Source organism: Streptomyces sp. WMMB303 (assembly GCF_029351045.1).
In the GTDB taxonomy this organism is placed as follows: Bacteria; Actinomycetota; Actinomycetes; order Streptomycetales; family Streptomycetaceae; genus Streptomyces.
The window spans coordinates 1,304,242-1,324,421 of the sequence record NZ_JARKIN010000001.1; the positions used below are offsets into that span (position 1 = coordinate 1,304,242).

General features: G+C 71.8%; 12 protein-coding genes, 1 tRNA gene and 2 pseudogenes. 11 read left to right on the forward strand and 4 right to left on the reverse strand.

The genetic code is table 11. The annotated features are described in order from the left end of the window. The first annotated feature begins 172 nt into the window (after positions 1-172). Positions 173-2,707: an ATP-dependent helicase HrpB gene (gene hrpB / locus P2424_RS05935; RefSeq protein WP_276474735.1), complete on the forward strand. Its 2,535-nt coding sequence runs from the start codon at positions 173-175 to the stop codon at positions 2,705-2,707. 255 nt (positions 2,708-2,962) lie between these two features. Here the strand turns inward: hrpB and P2424_RS05940 are convergent, their stop codons facing one another. Together P2424_RS05940 and polA are read right to left on the reverse strand one after the other, a co-directional pair. Further along, a complete protein-coding gene (locus P2424_RS05940) occupies positions 2,963-4,696 on the reverse strand; it encodes a lytic murein transglycosylase (protein WP_276474736.1) in 1,734 nt (577 codons plus the stop codon). A gap of 289 nt (positions 4,697-4,985) precedes the next feature. Continuing rightward, a complete protein-coding gene (polA, locus tag P2424_RS05945; protein WP_276478841.1) occupies positions 4,986-7,649 on the reverse strand; it encodes a DNA polymerase I in 2,664 nt (887 codons plus the stop codon). Positions 7,650-7,820: 171 nt separating this feature from the next. Here polA and P2424_RS05950 point away from each other — a divergent pair, with 171 nt between their 5' ends. After that, a complete protein-coding gene (locus P2424_RS05950) occupies positions 7,821-10,103 on the forward strand; it encodes an FdhF/YdeP family oxidoreductase (RefSeq protein WP_276474737.1) in 2,283 nt (760 codons plus the stop codon). A 79-nt stretch (positions 10,104-10,182) separates the two neighbouring features. Then, the gene (locus tag P2424_RS05955) at positions 10,183-10,635 is read left to right on the forward strand and encodes a PaaI family thioesterase (protein ID WP_276474738.1); all 453 of its coding nucleotides are present in this window, start codon (positions 10,183-10,185) and stop codon (positions 10,633-10,635) included. Here P2424_RS05955 and P2424_RS05960 read toward each other — a convergent pair. Then, positions 10,571-11,329: pseudogene (locus P2424_RS05960) on the reverse strand (RNA-guided endonuclease TnpB family protein); the annotation flags it as partial. The gene P2424_RS05955 and the pseudogene P2424_RS05960 overlap by 65 nt on opposite strands. Between P2424_RS05960 and tnpA the strand changes: the two are divergent. The 7 genes and pseudogenes from tnpA to P2424_RS05995 all read left to right on the forward strand — a co-directional run bounded on the left by tnpA (position 11,301) and on the right by P2424_RS05995 (position 19,240). Next, positions 11,301-11,753: an IS200/IS605 family transposase gene (tnpA, locus tag P2424_RS05965; RefSeq protein WP_276474739.1), complete on the forward strand. Its 453-nt coding sequence runs from the start codon at positions 11,301-11,303 to the stop codon at positions 11,751-11,753. The pseudogene P2424_RS05960 and the gene tnpA sit on opposite strands and share 29 nt — an antisense overlap. A 152-nt stretch (positions 11,754-11,905) precedes the next feature. Next, positions 11,906-12,712 (forward strand): annotated as a pseudogene (locus P2424_RS05970) (transposase family protein). Positions 12,713-13,412: 700 nt separating this feature from the next. Beyond that, the gene (locus tag P2424_RS05975; protein ID WP_276474740.1) at positions 13,413-14,657 is read left to right on the forward strand and encodes a branched-chain amino acid ABC transporter substrate-binding protein; all 1,245 of its coding nucleotides are present in this window, start codon (positions 13,413-13,415) and stop codon (positions 14,655-14,657) included. A 94-nt stretch (positions 14,658-14,751) separates the two neighbouring features. Next, positions 14,752-15,681 (forward strand): branched-chain amino acid ABC transporter permease, encoded by a 930-nt coding sequence (locus tag P2424_RS05980; RefSeq protein ID WP_276474741.1) that lies wholly within the window; start codon positions 14,752-14,754, stop codon positions 15,679-15,681. Between the two features lie 5 nt (positions 15,682-15,686). Next, positions 15,687-17,543 (forward strand): branched-chain amino acid ABC transporter permease, encoded by a 1,857-nt coding sequence (locus P2424_RS05985; RefSeq protein ID WP_276474742.1) that lies wholly within the window; start codon positions 15,687-15,689, stop codon positions 17,541-17,543. A gap of 6 nt (positions 17,544-17,549) precedes the next feature. Then, positions 17,550-18,527, forward strand: coding sequence for an ABC transporter ATP-binding protein (locus tag P2424_RS05990; RefSeq protein ID WP_276474743.1), 978 nt, complete (start codon positions 17,550-17,552; stop codon positions 18,525-18,527). Beyond that, entirely contained in the window at positions 18,524-19,240 is a 717-nt protein-coding gene (locus tag P2424_RS05995) for an ABC transporter ATP-binding protein (RefSeq protein WP_276478842.1), read from the forward strand. The genes P2424_RS05990 and P2424_RS05995 overlap by 4 nt, the downstream gene beginning before the upstream one ends. Positions 19,241-19,309: 69 nt before the next feature. Here the strand turns inward: P2424_RS05995 and P2424_RS06000 are convergent, their stop codons facing one another. After that, positions 19,310-19,993, reverse strand: a complete 684-nt coding sequence (locus P2424_RS06000) for a response regulator (protein WP_276474744.1) — start codon at positions 19,991-19,993, stop codon at positions 19,310-19,312. Between the two features lie 91 nt (positions 19,994-20,084). Between P2424_RS06000 and P2424_RS06005 the strand changes: the two genes are divergently transcribed. Continuing rightward, positions 20,085-20,171, forward strand: a tRNA-Leu gene (locus P2424_RS06005). The last annotated feature ends 9 nt before the right edge of the window (positions 20,172-20,180 follow it).

Consider the following 20,180-nt stretch of genomic DNA (forward strand, 5'->3'; position numbering starts at 1 on the left):
CGGCGGCTGTGCGGGCCCTCGGCGTCTCGGGGACTCGCGCGGCGCCCGGACACACGCCGGCCGGTGGCGCCGCCCGGTGCACTGCGGCCCGCATCCCGCGTCCCTCCGGCGCCCCGGTCTGCCCCGCGCCCCGGGCGGTACGCCGGGCGTGCCGGCCGGGCACAATCGGCTGGTGCGCCATGACGACCAGTTGCAGCAGCTCCCCATAGCCGAGGCGGTCCCCCGGGTGCGCGAGGCGCTCGCCGGGTGCGGGGCGGCCGTCGTGCACGCTCCACCGGGCACCGGCAAGACGACGCTGCTGCCGCTCGCCCTGGCCGGGCTCCTGCCGGACGGCGCACCGGCGCGCACCGTCCTGGTGGCCGAGCCGCGCCGGATGGCGGCCCGGTCGGCGGCGCGCCGGATGGCCTGGCTGCTGGGGGAGCAGCCAGGCGGGCGCGTGGGCTTCACGGTGCGGGGCGAGCGCCGGGCCGGGCCCGGCACCCGGGTGGAGGTGGTCACCACGGGGGTGCTGCTCCAGCGCCTGCAGCGCGATCAGGAGCTGCCCGGTGTCGACACCGTCCTGATGGACGAGTGCCACGAGCGCCATCTGGACGCCGACACGGCCCTGGCCTTCCTGCTGGACGTGCGCGAGACGCTCCGCCCCGACCTGCACCTGATCGCCGCGTCCGCCACCCAGGACAGCGCAGCGTGGGCGCGACTGCTGTCCGCGCGGGTCGTGCACGGCCGGGGCACGAGCCATCCGGTGGAGGTGCGGTACGCGCCGCCGCCGGCCGGCCTGCGTCCGCCGCACGGCATGCGCGTCGATCCGGGACTGCTGCGCCATGTGGCGGCGACCGTCCGGCAGGCGCTGGCAGCCGAGCCGGAGGGCGACGTGCTCTGCTTCCTGCCCGGTGTCGGCGAGATCGCCCGGGTGACGGACCTGCTGTCGGGGCTGGCGGCGCGGGTGCTCCCGCTGCACGGCCGGGCACCGGCGCGGCTGCAGGACGAGGTGCTGGGCGGCGGTACCCGCGGGGACCGCCGGGTGATCCTCTCCACGGCGGTGGCCGAGTCGAGTCTGACGGTGCCCGGGGTGCGGGTGGTGGTGGACGCGGGGCTGGCCCGGGAGCCCCGTACGGACCACGCGCGGGGACTCGGCTCCCTGACCACGGTGCGGGTCTCCCGCGCGGCGGCCGAGCAGCGCCGGGGCCGGGCGGGCCGGGAGGCGCCGGGCGTGGCCTACGCGTGCTGGGCGGAGGCCGAGGAGGCGGGGCGGCCGCGTGACCCGTCCCCCGGGATCGCGGTGGCCGATCTGACGGCCTTCGCCCTGCAGGCCGCCTGCTGGGGCGACCCGCAGGCCGCGCGGCTGGCACTGCTGGACGCGCCGCCGGAGGGCGCCATGGCGGCGGCTCGGCGGACGCTGCGGACGGTCGGCGCGCTGGACGAGCGGGGCCGGGTGACCCGGCGAGGGCAGCGGATGGCCGGCCTGGGAGTGCACCCGCGGCTGGCCCGCGCGCTGCTGGACGGCGCCGCGGCCGTGGGCAGCGAGGCGGCCTGCGAGACGGTGGCGCTGCTGAGCGAGGAGCCCCCGCGGGCGTACGGGGACGACGCGGCCGAGGCCGTCCGGCGGGCCCGCGCGGCGCCGCGGGAGGACCCGTACGGAATGCGCTGGGCAGCCGAGGTGCGGCGGCTGCGGTCACTGCTGGGCGCGCGTACGGCGCCACCGGAGGGACTCGCGCACGAGCAGGCCGTGGGCACGGTGGTGGCCCTCGCACAGCCGGAGCGGGTGGCATTGGCACAGCGCGGCGGCGCGTATCTGATGGCCGGCGGCACCCGCGCCGAACTGGCCGCGGACAGCGCGCTGCGCGGAGCCCGGTGGCTGGCCGTCGCCGTCGCGGACCGGCCGGTGGGCGCCGCCTCGGCCCGAGTGCGGCTGGCGGCCGCGATCGACGAGGCGACGGCACGGGCCGCGGCGGGCGCGCTGTACGGAGTACGCGAAGAGGTGCGCTGGGATCCCGAGCAGGGCCCGCAGGACTCGCCCGGTGAGGTGGTGGCCCGTCAGGTGGAGTCGCTGGGAGCGGTGCGGCTGTCGGTGCGCCCGTTGCCGGACCCGCCGGACGCGGCGCTGCGGGAGGCCGTACTGGAGGGGCTGCGGCAGCACGGCACGGATCTGCTGCGCTGGTCACCGAGGGCTGTGGCGCTGCGCCGCAGGCTGGCGTTCCTGCACCGGACGCTGGGCGCGCCCTGGCCGGACGTTTCCGAGGAGGCACTGCTGGAGCAGGCGGAGGAGTGGCTGGGAGAGGTGCGCTCACGCGCCGACCTGGCCCGTCTCGAGGCGGGCGAGGTGCTGGCCGGGCTGCTGCCGTGGGCCTCGGGTGCGGCGGCACGGCTGGAGGAGCTGGCGCCGGAGCGCGTCGAGGTGCCGTCGGGGTCGCGGATCCGGGTCGACTACACGCCGGAGCAGCCGGTGCTGGCCGTGAAGCTCCAGGAGATGTTCGGGGCGCTGGAGACTCCGCGGGTGGCGGACGGGCGGGTGCCGCTGCTGCTCCACCTGCTCTCCCCCGCCGGGCGTCCCACGGCCGTCACCGCCGATCTCGCGTCCTTCTGGGCGGAGGGCTACCGGGGTGTGCGGGCCCAGTTGCGCGGCCGCTATCCCAAGCACCCCTGGCCGGAGGACCCCGCCGCGGCCGAACCCACCGGCCGTACGAAGGCACGCGGGCGGGCGGAGTGAGCTGGTCGGGCGGGCGGCGGCCGGGCGGGATCCCGGCCGCGGGGGAAGGCGTAGCAGGGGATGAGCAGCGAGAGCGCGGCGAAGCGCCTCGCGGGACCGGCAGGACCAGGCGCGCGCTCTCCTGCGCGTGCGGCCTCCTGCCGAAGCTGCCAGGGGCGCGCGGGAACAGTGGTGCGCAGCGGCTTCTTCGGCGCGGCCCGGCACACCGGACCGCCCCCGGTGCTCGGCACCGGGGGCGGCGGGAGGCCGTCGCGCTCAGCCCTTGACGGTGACCTTCACCTGCACGGTGGCGCCGCCCTCGGCCGTCAGCGTCAGCGTGTAGGTGCCGGGCCGGTCGCCGGCGAACAGCTCGGGCAGCGCGACGACGCCCTCGGCGTCCGTCTTCAGATCCGCGAGACGGCGGACCGGCGCGCCCTGCTCGTCCTTCCCGAAGTACGGGCCGGCGTCCTCGGCGTCGTCGCCGAACGCGGCCGTCAACGAGGTGTTCGCGACGGCCTTGCCCTTGCGGGTGGCCTTGACCTCCACGGCCTGGGCGAACTTTCCGCCCCTGTCGGCCTCCAGCGCGACCTCACTCGTCCGCGCCAGGGTGTCGGCCTGCGGAGCCGTGACCGAGGCCGCGAAGTCGACACTGCCCAGCTTCTTGCCGGGAACCGTCGCGCGCACGGTGAAGGAGCCGGTCCGGTCGCCCGCGCCGAGCGCGGGCGCTGTCGCGTTGCCCTGCGCGTCGGTGGTGACCGTCGCACTCCTGGCACCGCGCTCGAAGGCCGCTTCGGTCTCGCCGCGGACCTCGAACCGGACCCGGACGCCCTTGACACCCTTGCCCTTGGCGGTCTCCACCTTGACGACGGGGTGCCCGGCGAAGTCCTCACCGGCGACCGCGGTGAACTTCCCGGCGCCGACCCGCTCGATGGCGTGCGGGCCGGTCGGCTCGGGACTGGGCTTGCCGCCGCCGTCGTCCCCCTCGCCGGGCTTGCCGTCGCCGTCGTGCCCGTTGCCGGGCCTGCCGTCGCCACCGGGCTTCTCGGGCTCGCCGGGCTTGTTCGGTTCGCCGGGCTTGTCGTCCGCCGGGTCCGCGCCGCCGCGTCCCCCGCCCGGGCTCGAACCGCCACCGGACTCGCCGAGTCCGGGCGTGGTGGGCAGCACCGGAACGTCGCGGTCCGGCACCGGGTGGGTGCCCTTGCGGTAGTACTCGAACCAGGCCAGGACCGTCCGCAGATAGTCGCTCGAGTTGTTGTAGCTGAGGACGGCCCGGTCCAGTCCGGCACTGGAGGACAGATCGCGCCCGTCCGCGCACAGGTAGGCACCCGCGGCGAGCGCGGCGTCGTGGATGTTGTTGGGATCCTTGCGGCCGTCGCCGTTGCCGTCCGCCCCCCAGCGGTCCCAGGTGGAGGGGATGAACTGCAGCGGACCGACCGCGCGGTCGTAGGTCGTGTCGCTGTCCCAGCGGCCGCCGTCGGTGTCCTTGATGTGGGCGAAGCCCTTGCCGTTGAGCACCGGGCCCAGGATCGGGCGCAGTGTCGTGCCGTCCTTGTCGACGGCGCCCCCGCGGGCGTGACCGGACTCGACCTTGCCGATACCCGCGAGGAGTTCCCAGCGCAGTCCGCAGCCCGGCGTCCGGGAGGCGAGCGACCGGGCGGCCTTCTTGTAGGCGGCCAGCACCGAGGCCGGGATACCGGAGGTGTCCTCGGAGCCGCCGGGTTCGGACGCACCGGGCGGGTGCGGGGACTCCAGCGGCGGCAGTTCCGTGGCGTACTCGTCGTCGCCCGGTGTGCGGTCGCCCGTGGAGCCCGGCCGGCCGGCACCGCCGTCCCCGGCGAGTTCCACACCAGGCGCCTGCGAGGCGGTCAGCGCCGCCATGACGACGGCCGCGACGGCCGTGCCGCCCAGCCCCCTGCGGTATCTGGCACTGCGCAGCCCGCCGCGGCGCCGGTGTCCCGCCGCTGTGGTGGCCGCCCGCCGTGCGGCGTGCCGGCCCCGGATTCGCGCCATAGGTCAGTCCCGTCCTCTCCCCATCGGACGCAGTCACCGCGACCTTACGGCAGAGCCTGCCCCAAGTCAGCGGCCGTGCGGGGCTTCTGGCGCTTATGCCCCGCTTCGGAAGCCGGTTTTCCCGATGTTCGCCCCGCTGTTCCCCCATGTCCTCCACAGGCGCCGGTACACGGACGGCCGCCGATGGCCGGGACTCCGGGGCGCCGGACGGCGAAGCCGCGTGACGAACGGCCACGCGCCACTCGCCCGCGCCCGGGTTCTCGCCCAGCCGCCCGGATTCCGGCACGACTCAGTGCGCCGCCGACTCCCAGTCCAGGCCGACACCGACCGACACGTCCAGCGGCGCCCGCAGGGAGACCGCCGTGGACATCTCGGAGCGGACCAGTTCCTCGACCCGCTCCCGCTCTCCCGGGGCGATCTCCAGCACGATCTCGTCGTGCACCTGGAGCAGCATCCGGGAGCGCAGCCCGACCGTACGCAGCGCCGCGTCGACCTTGAGCATGGCGACCTTGACGATGTCGGCCGCCGTGCCCTGGATCGGGGCGTTGAGCGCCATCCGCTCGGCCATCTCGCGGCGCTGCCGGTGGTCGCTGGTCAGATCGGGCAGATAGCGGCGGCGCCCCATGATCGTGTGGGTGTAGCCGGTGGCGCGGGCCTCGTCGACCGTGCGGTGCAGATAGTCGCGCACCCCGCCGAACCGCTCGAAGTAGGTGTCCATCAGCTTGCGCGCCTCGTCGGGGGCGATTCCGAGTTGCTGCGAGAGCCCGAAGGCGGACAGCCCGTACGCCAGCCCGTAGGACATCGCCTTGATCTTGCGGCGCATCTCCGCGTCGACACCGCTCTTCTCGACGCCGAAGACCTGCGCCGCGACCGTGGTGTGCAGATCCTCGCCGGAGGTGAACGCCTCGATCAGCCCGGCGTCCTCGGACAGATGGGCCATCACCCGCAGTTCGATCTGGCTGTAGTCGGCCGTCATCAGCGACTCGAAGTCCTCGCCGACGCGGAAGCCGCGGCGGATGGCGCGGCCCTCGTCCGTACGGACGGGAATGTTCTGCAGGTTCGGTTCCGTGGAGGAGAGCCGTCCGGTGGCGGCGACCGTCTGGTTGAACGTGGTGTGGATACGGCCGTCGGGCGCGATCGTCTTGATCAGGCCCTCGACCGTGGTGCGGAGCTTCTGCTGCTCGCGGTAGCGCAGCATGATGACCGGCAGCTCGTGCTCGGTCTGGGTGGCCAGCCAGGCCAGCGCGTCCGCGTCGGTGGTCCAGCCCGTCTTCGTCTTCTTCGTCCTGGGCAGGCCCAGCTCACCGAAGAGGACCTCCTGGAGCTGCTTGGGCGAGCCCAGGTTGAACTCGTGGCCCACCGAGGCATGCGCCTCCTCCACGGCCTGCTGCACGGCCCCGGCGAACTGCTGCTCCAGGCCTGTGAACCACTCCCGGTTCGCCGCGATACCGGCCCGCTCCATCCCGGCCAGCAGCTCGGACGTCGGCAGCTCCAGCTCCCGCAGCATGTCGGCGGCGCCCACCTGCTCCAGCCGCTGCTCGAAGGCGCTGCCCAGGTCGTGCACCGTGCGCGCCTTGACCATCAGGGCCTGCGCCTCGGCCTGCTCGTCCACCCCGAGCGCGAGCTGCCCGTCGGCCTCGGCCGCGGGACCCAGCTCGCGGCCCAGGTACTCCACCGACAGCGCGTCCAGCGCGAAGGAGCGGCGGCCCGGCTTGTCCAGGTAGGCGGCGAGCGCGGTGTCCATCCACACGCCGTCCACCCGCCAGCCGTGGTCGGCGAAGACCCGGATCAGCGCTTTGGCGTCGTGCATGATCTTGCGGCGGTCCGGGTCGGACAGCCAGGCGGCGAACGCCCGCTCGTCCTCCTCCGGCAGCTCGGCCGGGTCGAACCAGAGGGCCGGGCCGGTGCCGGTGGCCAGCGCGACCTCGCTGACACTGCCGGTGCCCTGCTTCCACACGTCGACCGTGGCGACCCCGAGCGCGGCCGCACCGTGCTGCTCCAGCCAGGGGGCGAGCGCACCGGCCTCGGCGACCGTGCCGTCCACCTCGACGCCCTCAGCGGGCGCGGGTTCCTCGGCTTGCGCGGCAGCCGGGTCCGCCGCGAAGAGGCGGTCGCGGAAGTTCTGGTGGCGGAACTCCAGGGTGTCCAGAATGACGGCGAGTGCGTCGCGGTCGTAGGGCGTGCGCGCCAGGTCCTCCGGCGCGTCGGGCAGCTCCACGTCCCGCACCAGCTCGGTCAGCCTGCGGTTGAGCAGCACCGACTCCAGGTGGGACCGCAGGTTCTCGCCCGCCTTGCCCTTGACCTCGTCCGCCCGTTCGGCCAGCTCGGCCAGCGAGCCGAACTGGGTGATCCACTTGGTGGCCGTCTTCTCCCCCACCCCGGGGATGCCCGGCAGGTTGTCCGAGGGGTCGCCGCGCAGCGCGGCGAAATCGGGGTACTGCGCCGGGGACAGACCGTACTTCTCCTGCACCTTCTCCGGGGTGTAGCGGGTCAGCTCCGAGACGCCCTTGGTCGGGTAGAGCACCGTGACGTTGTCGCTGACGAGCTGGAAGGTGTCCCGGTCGCCGGTGACGATGGACACCTTGAAGCCCTCGGCCTCGGCCCGGGTGGCGAGCGTGGCGATCACGTCGTCCGCCTCGAAGCCGTCGACCGCGTAGCGGCGCACCCGCATGGTGTCGAGCAGCTCGCCGATCAGCTCGACCTGGCCCTTGAACTCGTCGGGGCTCTTGGACCTGTTCGCCTTGTACTCCGAGAACTCCTCGGAGCGCCAGGTCTTGCGGGAGACGTCGAAGGCGACGGCGAAGTGCGTGGGCGCCTCGTCACGCAGGGTGTTGGCCAGCATCGAGACGAAGCCGTAGATCGCGTTGGTGGGCTGCCCCGAGGTGGTGTTGAAGTTCTCCGCCGGAAGTGCGAAGAACGCCCGATACGCGAGAGAATGCCCGTCCATGAGCATCAGACGCGGTGGTGTCCCGCCGCTCTGCTGAGGGGTTGCTTCTGGTGCCGTCTTCGATGCCTTCTTAGCCACGGTGCCGATCCTCCCATGCGGGTCCGACAATCACCGGACACGGCACCGGGGGCGCCGCCGGGCTGCCCGCGGCGGCCGATGAGTGGCACCATCCGGGGTATGACTCGGAAGGCTCCCTCCAATGACCCGGTCCAGGACGCACCCCGGGTGGGAGAGCCCGCGCGAGCCGCGGCGGGACTGCCTGCCGTGGGGCACTCGCTGCGGATGGCGCGGCAGCAGATGGGCGTGAAGCGCACAGCCCTCACGCTGCTGCGCGTCAACCAGAAGGACGGCTTCGACTGCCCGGGCTGCGCCTGGCCGGAGGGCGAGAAACGGCACGCCGCGGAGTTCTGCGAGAACGGGGCCAAGGCGGTCGCCGAGGAGGCCACCACGCGCCGGGTCACCCGGGATTTCTTCGCCGCGCACCCGGTGGCCGATCTCGCCGCGCGGTCCGGCTACTGGCTGGGCCAGCAGGGCCGGCTGACCGAACCGATGTACCTGCCCGAGGGCGGGGAGCACTACGAGCCGATCGGCTGGGACGAGGCCTTCGCGCTGATCGCCGAGGAGCTGCGCGGCCTGGCGTCGCCCGACGAGGCGGTCTTCTACACCTCGGGCCGCACCAGCAACGAGGCGGCCTTCCTCTACCAGCTCTTCGCCCGCGAGTTCGGCACCAACAACCTGCCGGACTGCTCCAACATGTGCCACGAGTCGTCCGGCTCCGCACTGACCGAGACGCTCGGCGTCGGAAAGGGCAGCGTACTGCTGGAGGACCTCCACCAGGCCGACCTGATCATCGTCGCGGGACAGAACCCGGGCACCAACCACCCGCGGATGCTCTCCGCGCTGGAGAAGGCCAAGGCGGGCGGCGCGCGGATCATCACCGTCAACCCGCTGCCCGAGGCCGGCATGGAGCGGTTCAAGAACCCGCAGACCGCCAAGGGTCTGGCGGCGGGCGGCACCCCGCTCACCGACCTGTTCCTGCAGGTCCGGCTCGGCGGCGACCAGGCGCTCTTCCGGGCGCTGAACCGGATCGTGCTGGAGCGGGAGGGCGCCGTCGACGAGGAGTTCGTCCGCGAGCACACCCACGGCTTCGCGGAGTTCGCGCAGACCGCGCGGGCCACCGACTGGGCCTCGACGCTGGCCGCCACCGGGCTGGAGCGCGCCGAGATCGAGCGCGCCGCGGAACTGGTGCTCGCCTCGGAGCGCACCGTGGTGTGCTGGGCGATGGGGCTGACCCAGCACAAGCACGCGGTGCCCACCATCCGCGAAGTGGTCAACTTCCTGCTGCTGCGCGGGAACATCGGACGCCCGGGTGCCGGGGTCTGCCCCGTGCGCGGCCACAGCAACGTGCAGGGCGACCGCACCATGGGCATCTTCGAACGCCCCGCGCCCGCCTTCCTGGACGCGCTGGAGCAGGAGTTCGGCTTCGCGCCGCCGCGCACCCACGGCTACGACGTCGTCCGGGCGATCCGCGCGATGCGCGACGGGCAGGTGAAGGTCTTCCTCGCGATGGGCGGCAACTTCGTGGCCGCCTCCCCGGACACCGGGGTGACCGAGGCCGCGATGCGCCGGGCCCGGCTGACCGTGCACGTCTCCACCAAGCTGAACCGCTCGCACTGCGTGACGGGGGCGCGGGCGCTGATCCTGCCCACCCTGGGGCGGACCGAACGCGACATCCGGCCCGGCGGCGAGCAGTTCGTCACCGTCGAGGACTCCATGGGCATGGTGCACGCCTCGCGGGGGCGGCTGGAGCCGGCGAGCCCGCTGCTGCGGTCCGAGCCCGCGATCGTGGCCGGGCTGGCGCAAGCCGTACTGGGCGGGGGATCCACCGTCCCCTGGGCGGAGCTGGCGGACGACTACGGGCTGGTCCGGGACCGCATCGCGCGCGTGGTGCCCGGTTTCGAGGGCTTCAACGCCAAGGCGGCCCGCCCCGGAGGCTTCACACTGCCGCACGCGCCCCGGGACCGGCGGCACTTCCCCACCGCGACGGGGAAGGCGAACTTCACGGCGGCGCCGGTGGAGTACCCCCGGCTGCCCGAGGGGCGGCTGCTGTTGCAGACGCTGCGCTCCCACGACCAGTACAACACCACCGTCTACGGGCTCGACGACCGCTACCGGGGCATCCGCGACGGCCGCCGCGTGGTGCTCGTGCACCCCGCGGACGCGGCCGCCCTCGGACTGCCCGACGGCTCCTACGCCGACCTGACCGGCGAGTGGGACGACGGGCAGGAGCGGGTGGCCCGCGGATTCCGCGTCGTGCACTATCCGACAGCGCGCGGATGCGCCGCCGCGTACTACCCGGAGACCAACGTGCTGGTGCCGCTCGACGCCACCGCCGACACCAGCAACACACCCGCCAGCAAGTCCGTCGTGATCAGGCTCACTCCCTCGGCGGCCGACTGACGCCCGTGCGGGCTTAAGCTCGGATCGGCCGGTCGGAGACGGAGCACCGGCGCACCACGGAGGATCGGAGCAGCGGCACATGGGCGAGCAGACCACCACCGAGTTCCCCCAGGAGATCCTGGACCAGTGGAAGGGGTCGGGGGTCGACCTGCCCGCGCTGTTCTCGGCCGGGAAGCTGGGCGAGCGGATGGGCCTGCAGATCCTGCACGCCGCCCCCGAGCGGGTGGTGGGCACGCTGCCGGTCGAGGGCAACACCCAGCCCTACGGGCTGCTGCACGGCGGCGCCTCGGCCGTGCTCGCCGAGACGCTGGGTTCGGTGGGAGCGATGCTGCACGGTGGGCCGGGCAAGGCCGCCGTCGGGGTGGACCTCAACTGCACCCACCACCGCGGGCCGCGTTCGGGGCTGGTGACCGGGGTGGCCACCCCCGTGCACCGGGGGCGGACGATGACCAGCTACGAGATCGTCGTCACCGACGAGCAGGACCGGCGGGTGTGCTCGGCACGCCTGACCTGCCTGCTGCGTGACGCTTGACATCCTCCCGGCCCTGAAGGACCGGGATTCCTACTGCCCGCGTCTGCGGGCCTCGGTGGGTTCCTGCTTCAACGCGCTGCGCCGGTACGGGTACCGGTCTTACCTGCGCTCCACAGGCCGTAACGGCCAGTCCGGCCGCCTTCGCGACGTTGACCGCCGCGTTCACGTCTCGGTCGAGGACGGCCCAGCACTCCCTGCACGTCCACTCCCGGACGTGCAGGGGCTTGGGGGCGTCCTTGACACCGCACTGCGAGCACACCTGACTGGTGGGCTCGAACCGTCCGATCCTCACGAAGGTGCGCCCGTACCGTGCGGCCTTGTACTCCAGCATGTTCACGAACGCCGACCATCCGGCGTCGTGCACGGACTTGGCCAGGCGCGTACGGGCGAGTCCCTTCACTGCCAGGTCTTCCACTGCGACCGCTTGGTTCTCGCGGATCAGCTTGGTGGAGAGCTGGTGGTGGAACTCGCGGCGCGCGTCGGCGACCCGCGCGTGAGCGCGAGCGACCTTCACTCTGGCCTTGCCCCGGTTCGCGGAGCCCTTCTGCTTGCGGGACAGGTCCCGCTGTGCCTTCTTCAGCCGCTTCTCGGCCCGGCGCAGGAAGCGCGGGCTGTCGACCTTCGTGCCGTCGGAGAGGATCGCGAAGTGCCCGAGCCCGAGGTCGATGCCGACTTCAGGCGACGTCTCCGGCAGCACCTCAGAGGCGTCCGTCCCCGATATCCGCAGGGGCCGTACGGTCGTCTACAACCTGCACGCACACTTGGTGTTCGTCACGAAGTACCGGCGGGGCGCCATGGACGACGAGATGCTGACACGCTGCGAAGAGACCATGCGCAAGGTGTGCGACGACTTCGGCGCCACGCTCACCGAGTTCAACGGCGAAGCCGACCACGTGCACCTCCTCGTGCACTACCCGCCGAAGATCGCCCTGTCCGGACTGGTGAACTCACTCAAGGGCGTCTCTGCCCGGCGTCTGCGCGCCGAGTTCACCGGCCGGGTCAACCGCGCCGTCATGCACGGCCACTTCTGGTCGCCCTCATACTTCGCCGGATCGGTCGGCGGCGCACCGCTCCAGGTGGTCAAGGACTACATCGAACAGCAGAAGCGGCCCCACTGAGGTTTTCTCAGCGAAATGATCTTCGCGAAGCGGGTTGATCTTCCCGTGTGTGGCGTGATCGGACACCGAGTCACCCTGCCGCAGGCAGACGTAAAGCCCCTGGTAGGACGGTTCTCACCACAAGATCGTCCGGCAACACCAGAGGCTTCACGTTGGTCACCTATGTTGCCATGCTCGACGTCCCCCGCCACGTGCTGGAGTACCTCTCGCGCCTGCTGGCAGGGCAGCGCCGCACCATCGGCACGCCGAAGGGCTCGCGCGCGGTGGGCACCTTCCGTCAGGCGGTCCTGGTACTGGGCTGGTTCCGTGAGCGGGCCTGCGTGCACTGCCTGGCCCGGGACACCGGCATCTCGCAGGCCACCGCCTACCGCTACCTGCACGAAGGCATCGACGTGCTCGCCGGTCAGGCCCCGGACCTGCATCAAGTCCTGGACCGCTGCCGGGCCGAGGGCATGTCCCACATCATCCTGGACGGCACGCTGATCGAGTCGGACCGCGTCGCCGGCGTCCGCGAGAACGGCAACGACCTCTGGTTCAGCCAGAAACACAAGGCGTTCGGCAGCAACGTGCAGTTCCTGGCCGCCCCGACGGCGCACCGCTGTGGGTATCCGACGCAGAGCCCGGCTCCACCCCGGACATCACCGCCGCGCGCATGCACGCCCTGCCTGCTCTGTACAAGGCCGCAGCCGACGGCCTGCCCACCCTTGCCGACAAGGGCTACATCGGGGCCGGCATCGGCATCCTCGTCCCCACCCGGCGCCCGAAGGGCCAGTCCGAACGGGCCCTGCACGCAGACACACGAACCACGAACAGCCTCATCACAGGGATCCGCGCCCTCGGCGAACGCGCCGCTGCCGAACTCAAAACGCTGGCGCACCCTCCAGCACGTCACTCTCAGCCCCAGCCGGATCGGCGACATCGCACGTGCCGCCCTCGCCCTCAACGAAATCTGGAAATGATCACCGTTGAGAAAACGTCACTGAGCGGGCCGCCGCCGTGGGGCGATTCGCCCCCGCCCTGAAGGACGGGGCACTCTCGCTAAGCGCCTCGGTAGGAACCGCCGCCACACCCGGCAGGGAACCGACTCCCCTCCCCCGGCGCGGCAGGGGCCGCCGGACCGCCGCCTGCCGCGCCGCCGCCCGCCGTACCGCCGCCCCCGTACCGCCAGCCGCCGCATCGGCACCCGCCGGAGCCCACCGGAGAAGGCCGCAGCCCGCCGCCACCGGTGCGGCCGCGCCACCCGGGCGTCACATTGCGTGACGAGCAGGCGCGGTAGGGCCCATCGCGTCCCCCGAGGCGGTCGCGCCCGCGCACGCGCCCGCGCGGTCCGTACGGTATCCGGACCCGCCGCGCGGCACCGGCCGGCGAAGCGCCGGACCAACTGCGGCTTCCGGCCGCGCATCACGTCCGCCGACGGCCCGTCACCCCGGGCGGGCCGCGGAGGTGCGGCCACCGGTCGACCGGTTCCGTGACGGTGATAACAAGAAAGTCACATCCTGGATCCGCCCTCTGCCCGGCGGCACCGGCAGCGCCATAGAGTCACCGCCAGTCACGCGCCGCCGGGCGCACGACAGCACCGTTCTGTACGACTCGTACGGCCCGGCGCGCGATCCGGCCACTCACTCCATGGGGGGCCGCGCCTCGGGGAAAGGACTGATCGTGCGTCACCGTTCCTTGCTCATACTCACCGCCACCGCCACGGTGGGAGCCCTCACCCTGTCCGCGTGCGGCTCGCGCGACGACACGAGCGGAGGCAGCGACAGCGGCTCCAACACCACCGTCGTCATCGGCGTCGACGCCCCGCTCACCGGCGACCTGTCCGCACTGGGGCAGGGCATCAAGAACTCCAGCGACCTCGCGGTCAAGACCGCCAACAAGAACAACGAGGTCAAGGGCGTCACCTTCAAACTGGAGGCGCTGGACGACCAGGCCCAGGCCGGCACCGGCCAGCAGAACGCCACCAAACTGGTCGGCAACGACAAGGTCGTCGGAGTGGTCGGCCCCCTCAACTCGCACGTCGGCCAGTCCATGCAGAAGGTCTTCGGCAACGCCGGACTGGTGCAGGTCTCCCCCGCCAACACAGCCCCGGAGCTCAGCCAGGGCCCCAACTGGCAGAAGGGCGAGAAGAAGCGGCTGTTCGACACCTACTTCCGCACCTCCACCACCGACGCCGTACAGGGCCCGTACGCCGCCCAGTACCTGTTCGACAAGCGGAAGCTGAAGAAGGCGTACATCATCGACGACAAGAAGACCTACGGCGCCGGACTGGCGGGCACCTTCACCGACGAGTTCAAGAAACTCGGCGGCAAGGTCGTGGGCACCGACCACATCAACCCCGACGACCGGGACTTCTCCGCCGTCGCCACCAAGGTCGCCAAGTCCAAGGCCGACTTCGTCTACTACGGCGGCGAGTACCCGGCAGGCGCCCCGCTCAGCGCGCAGATCACCAAGGCCGGCTCCGACGCGCTGGTCGTCGGCGGTGACGCGCTCTACAGCGAGGAGTACATCAAGCTCGGCAAGAAGAACGTCGACGGAGACCTGGCCACCTCCGTCGGAGCGCCGCTGGAGACCCTCGACACCGCCAAGACGTTCATGAAGAACTACGAGGCCGCCGACTACAAGCTGCCCTACGAGGCCTACGGCGGCTACGCCTACGACAGCACCTGGGCGATCATCCAGGCGGTCAAGGCCGTGGCGGAGAAGAACGACGGCAAGCTGCCCGACGCCATGGACGACACCCGCAAGCAGATCACCGAGGCCATGCAGGACGTCCGGTTCAAGGGCGTCACCGGGGACGTCGCCTTCGACGAGTACGGCGACACCACCAACAAGCAGCTCTCCGTCTACGAGGTCAAGGGCGGCAAGCACGAGCCGGTGCGGACCGGCACCTTCGGCGAAGGCTGATCCGCACACCACTGCCCCAGTCGGTACCGCACGGCTGCGCGGGGGCGCCCGACGCGCCCCCGCGCAGCCGTATCTGACACCTCAAGGAGTCCCGGTGCAAGATCTGCCGGATCAGCTGGCGAACGGACTCGCACTCGGCGCGCTGTACGGCCTCATCGCGATCGGGTACACGATGGTCTACGGCATCGTCCAGCTCATCAACTTCGCCCACGGCGAGATATTCATGATCGGCGGCTTCGGCGCGCTGACCGCCCACCTGTGGCTGCCGGACGGCACCGGCATGGCCGTCGCCCTCCCCCTGATGATCCTCCTCGGCGTCGTGTGCGCCGTTCTCGTCGCCGTCGGCGCCGAACGCTTCGCCTACCGGCCGCTGCGCGGCGGACCCCGGCTCTCGCCGCTGATCACCGCGATCGGGCTGTCCCTCGCACTCCAGCAGGCCGTCTGGGCCTTCTACCCCGAGGCCAAGAAGGCCCGCCCCTTCCCGCAACTCGGCGGCGGCGACCTCGACCTGGGCTTCGTCGCCCTCTCCCGCGAAGACCTGTTCATCTTCGTCTCCGCACCCGTGTGCATGCTCGCGCTCGGACTGTTCGTGGCCAAGACCCGCACCGGACGCGCCATGCAGGCCACCTCCCAAGACCCCGACACCGCCAAACTGATGGGCGTCAACACCGACCGCATCATCGTGATGGCCTTCGCCATCGGAGCCGCCTTCGCCGCCGTCGCCGCCATCGCCCAGGGCTTCAAGACCGGGGAGGTCAACTTCCGGATGGGCTTCATCGCCGGACTCAAGGCGTTCACCGCCGCCGTCCTCGGCGGCATCGGCAACATCTACGGCGCCATGGTCGGCGGCCTCGTCCTCGGCGTCGGCGAAGCCATGGCCACCGCCTACATCGGCGACATCCCCGGACTCGAACAGTTCGGCGGCGGCTCCTGGAAGGACGTATGGGCGTTCATCCTGCTCATCCTCGTCCTCCTCGTACGACCCCAAGGAATCCTCGGCGAACGCCTCGCGGATCGGGCGTGATACCCATGACCACACAGCACACCACCACCCCGGCCCCCGGCGCGGCGAACGCCACCACCGCCACCGCGGGCCCACCGCCCCTCCCGCTCAGCCCCGACCCGCACACCAGCCGCACGCGGGGCCGGATCCTCGTCGGCGCCGGAGCCCTCGCCGCCTTCGCGAGCACCATGCTCCCCTGGACCTGGACCTCCGCGTTCCCCGGCAACCTGACGATCGCCATGTACCCGGCGGGCCTCCAGCTCCTCACCCTCACCGCCGCCGTCCTCACCGCGGCGCTGCTCCTGGCCACCGCGGGCGTCCCCGGACTGCGCTGGCTCACCCCCGGCGGCAGACACAGCGCCCTGCTGCTGCTCACCCTCGGCAACCTCGCCGCCACCTGGTACACCGCCGCCGCCATCGCCGTCGAACTCGGCGGCATCGTCAACTTCGAACCCGGCATGTGGATCGCCGCCGCCGGCACCCTGCTGGCCGTCGTCGGCGCCCTCGCCCTGCCCACCGACCTGCCCCCGGACACCGAAGCGGACCGGCCCGCGTCCGGCACCCGGCAGAGCCCGCCCTGGCAGCGGCTGCGCCGGGCCGTCGCCGCGCCCCCACCGGGACCGGCAGCGCCCCTGCCCGGCTGGGCCGAGATCCTGGTGATCTGCGCCGCCTGCGCCGCCGGCCTCTACGTCTTCGCCTACGGCATCGAGGCCGAAGGCGGACCGCCCTTCATCGGCTTCCTGATCCTGGCCGCCTTCGCCTTCCCCGCCCTCGCCCGAGCCGGGCTGCCCCGGCGGCTCTCCGCACTGACCGTCACACACCGCACCGTCACCCTGGCCGCCACCTTCGCCGCCGCACTGCTCTTCCCGATCACCCAGAGCAACGAGGCCTACACCAACATCGCCGTCAGCGTGCTGATCTTCGCGACCGTGGCACTCGGCCTGAACATGGTCGTCGGCCTCGCCGGCATCCTCGACCTGGGCTACGTCGCCTTCCTCGGCGTCGGCGCCTACACCGCGGCCCTGGTCTCCGGAGCCGAGACCTCCTCGCTCGGCATCCACGTACCGTTCTGGGCCGCCGTGCTCATCGGCGCCGCGGTCGCCCTCGTCTTCGGCCTCCTCATCGGCTTCCCCTCGCTGCGCCTGCACGGCGACTACCTCGCCATCGTCACCCTCGGCTTCGGAGAGATCTTCCGCATCTCCGTACAGAACCTCGACGGCGACTCCGGACCCAACATCACCAACGGACCCAACGGCATCCCCAACATCCCCGACCTGAAGATCTTCGGCTTCGACCTCGGACAGCCGCACACCGTCCTCGGCTTCGAACTCGGCCGCTTCGGCAACTACTACCTGCTGATGCTCCTGTTCACCGCGATCGTCGTGACCGTCTTCCGACGCTCCGACAACTCCCGCATCGGACGGGCCTGGATCGCCATCCGCGAGGACGAGACCGCGGCCCGCGCCATGGGCGTCAACGCCTTCCGGCTCAAACTCATGGCCTTCGCCCTCGGCGCCACCCTCGCCGGAATGGCCGGCACCGTCCTGGCCCACGTCGAGTTCTCCGTCACCCCCGAGTCCTACAAGTTCGTGCACACCGCACCACCCAACTCCGCCTTCCTCCTCATCGCCGTCATCCTCGGCGGCATGGGCACCGTCAGCGGGCCCCTCATCGGCGCGGCGCTCCTCTACCTCATCCCGGCCAAGCTCCAGTTCATGGCCGACTACCAGCTCCTGCTCTTCGGCATCGCACTCGTCCTGCTGATGCGCTTCCGGCCCGAGGGCCTGATCGCCGACCGCCGCAAGCAGCTCGAGTTCCACGAGCCGGAACAGCCCGGAACCCCCACGGCAGCGGCCCCCGGCCTCGGCACGACGGAGGCGTGAGACGAGATGACCACCACGACCACCACGCCCGCCGCCCCGCCCCCCGGCACCGGCGGCGCCGTGCTCGACGCCTCCGGCGTCACCATGCGATTCGGCGGCCTCACCGCCGTACGGGACGTCGACCTCGACGTGCACGCCGGGGAGATCGTCGGCCTCATCGGGCCCAACGGCGCCGGCAAAACCACCTTCTTCAACTGCCTCACCGGGCTCTACATCCCCAGCGAAGGCACCGTCCGCTACCGGGGCACCGTCCTGCCCCACCGCTCCCACCTGGTCACCCAGGCAGGCATCGCCCGCACCTTCCAGAACATCCGCCTCTTCGCCAACATGACCGTCCTGGAGAACGTCCTCGTCGGCCGGCACACCCGCACCCACGAGGGCCTCTTCTCCGCCCTCATCCGCGGCCCCCGCTTCCGCAGAGCCGAACGGGAATCCGAGGAACGCGCCATGGACCTGCTGCGCTTCACCGGACTGGAGGCCAAACGCGAACACCTCGCACGCAACCTCCCCTACGGCGAACAGCGCAAACTGGAGATCGCCCGCGCCCTCGCCAGCGAACCCGGACTGCTGCTCCTGGACGAGCCCACCGCCGGCATGACCGCCGTCGAGACCACCGCCACCCGCGAACTCGTCCTCGCCATCCGCGAACAGGGCACGGCCGTCCTGGTCATCGAGCACGACATGCGGTTCATCTTCAACCTCTGCGACCGCGTCGCCGTCCTGGTCCGGGGCGAGAAACTCGTCGAAGGCACCCCCGAGACCGTGCAGCGCGACGAACGCGTCGTCGCCGCCTACCTCGGCACCCCCTTCGAGGGCGAACCCGGCCAGGCCGAAGCGGCCGAAGTGCAGGCCGCGGAGGAGGCCGAAGCCGCGGCCCACCGGGACACGGCCACGGACCCGGCCGGCACGCACCCTGCGGACGCGGCCCCGGACGCGGCGGAGCCGGACCGGGCGGACCGACGGCAGGAAGGACGGACGGACTGATGGCCCTGCTCGAAGTCGAGGACCTGCGCGTCGCCTACGGCAAGATCGAAGCCGTCAAAGGCATCTCGTTCGCCGTCGAGGCAGGAGAGGTCGTCACCCTCATCGGCACCAACGGCGCCGGCAAGACCACCACCCTGCGCACCCTCTCCGGACTGCTCAAACCCGCAACCGGGAAGATCAGCTTCGACGGGCAGCCGCTCCACGGCGTCGGCGCCCACAAGATCGTCGCCATGGGGCTGGCCCACTCGCCCGAAGGACGCCGCATCTTCCCCCGCCTCAGCATCGAGGAGAACCTGCGACTCGGCGCTTTCCTCCGCAAGGACCCCGCCGGCGTCGCCGACGACATCGGCAGCGCCTACGAACGCTTCCCCATCCTGGGAGAACGCCGCAGGCAGGCCGCCGGCACCCTCTCCGGCGGCGAACAGCAGATGCTCGCCATGGCACGCGCGCTGATGTCCCGCCCCAAACTGCTCATGCTCGACGAGCCCTCCATGGGCCTCTCCCCGATCATGATGCAGAAGATCATGTCGACCATCGGCGAGCTCAAGGCCCAGGGGACGACGATCCTGCTCGTCGAACAGAACGCCCAGGCCGCCCTCTCGCTGGCCGACCACGGCCATGTGATGGAGACCGGCACCATCACCCTCTCGGGCACCGGCGAGGAACTGATGCACGACGAGTCCGTGCGCAAGGCGTACCTCGGCGAGGACTGACGGCGCCCCGGCGGTCGAGCCGCCGCACCGGAGGGCGGGCCCGGACCGGACCCGCCCTCCGCACAGTGCTCACTGCTGCTTGCGGCGCTCCTCCGCGTCGGCGATGACCGCCTCCGCCACCTGCTGCATCGACAGCCGCCGGTCCATCGACGTCTTCTGGATCCAGCGGAAGGCAGCCGGCTCCGTGAGCCCGTACTGGGTCTGCAGCGCGCTCTTGGCCCGGTCCACCAGCTTCCTCGTCTCCAGCCGCTGGGAGAGGTCCGCGACCTCCTTCTCCAGCGCCTTCAGCTCGGTGAACCGGGAGACCGCCATCTCGATGGCCGGCACCACGTCGGTCTTGCTGAACGGCTTGACCAGATAGGCCATGGCCCCGGCGTCCCGAGCACGCTCGACCAGCTCGCGCTGCGAGAACGCGGTGAGCATCAGCACCGGAGCGATGCCCTCCTCCGCGACCTTCTCGGCCGCGGAGATGCCGTCGAGCACCGGCATCTTCACATCGAAGATGCACAGATCCGGCCGATGCTCACGGGCCAGCTCCACGGCCCGCCCGCCGTCGCCGGCCTCGCCGACGACGATGTAGCCCTCCTCCTCCAGCATCTCCTTGAGATCCATCCGGATCAGGGCCTCGTCCTCAGCGATCACGACCCGCCGCGTCGCCGGAGGCACATGCTCACTCCCGCCCGCCGGGGTCGGTTCCTCGACAGGCTCTGCACTCTGGGCACTCTCGGGCTCGGGGAAGTCCGCCGCGCTCACTTGGCTCCTCGTTTCCGCACGGGTGGGAGGGTCGAGCCTACCTAGTGACCATGGAGTCGGGTTACCCGGTACACTTTCTCCGTGGTTCCTGGCCGGGTTGGCGGAACAGGCAGACGCTGATGTCTCAAACACATCTGTCCGAAAGGACGTGCGGGTTCGAGTCCCGCACCCGGCACCAGAGCAGTGC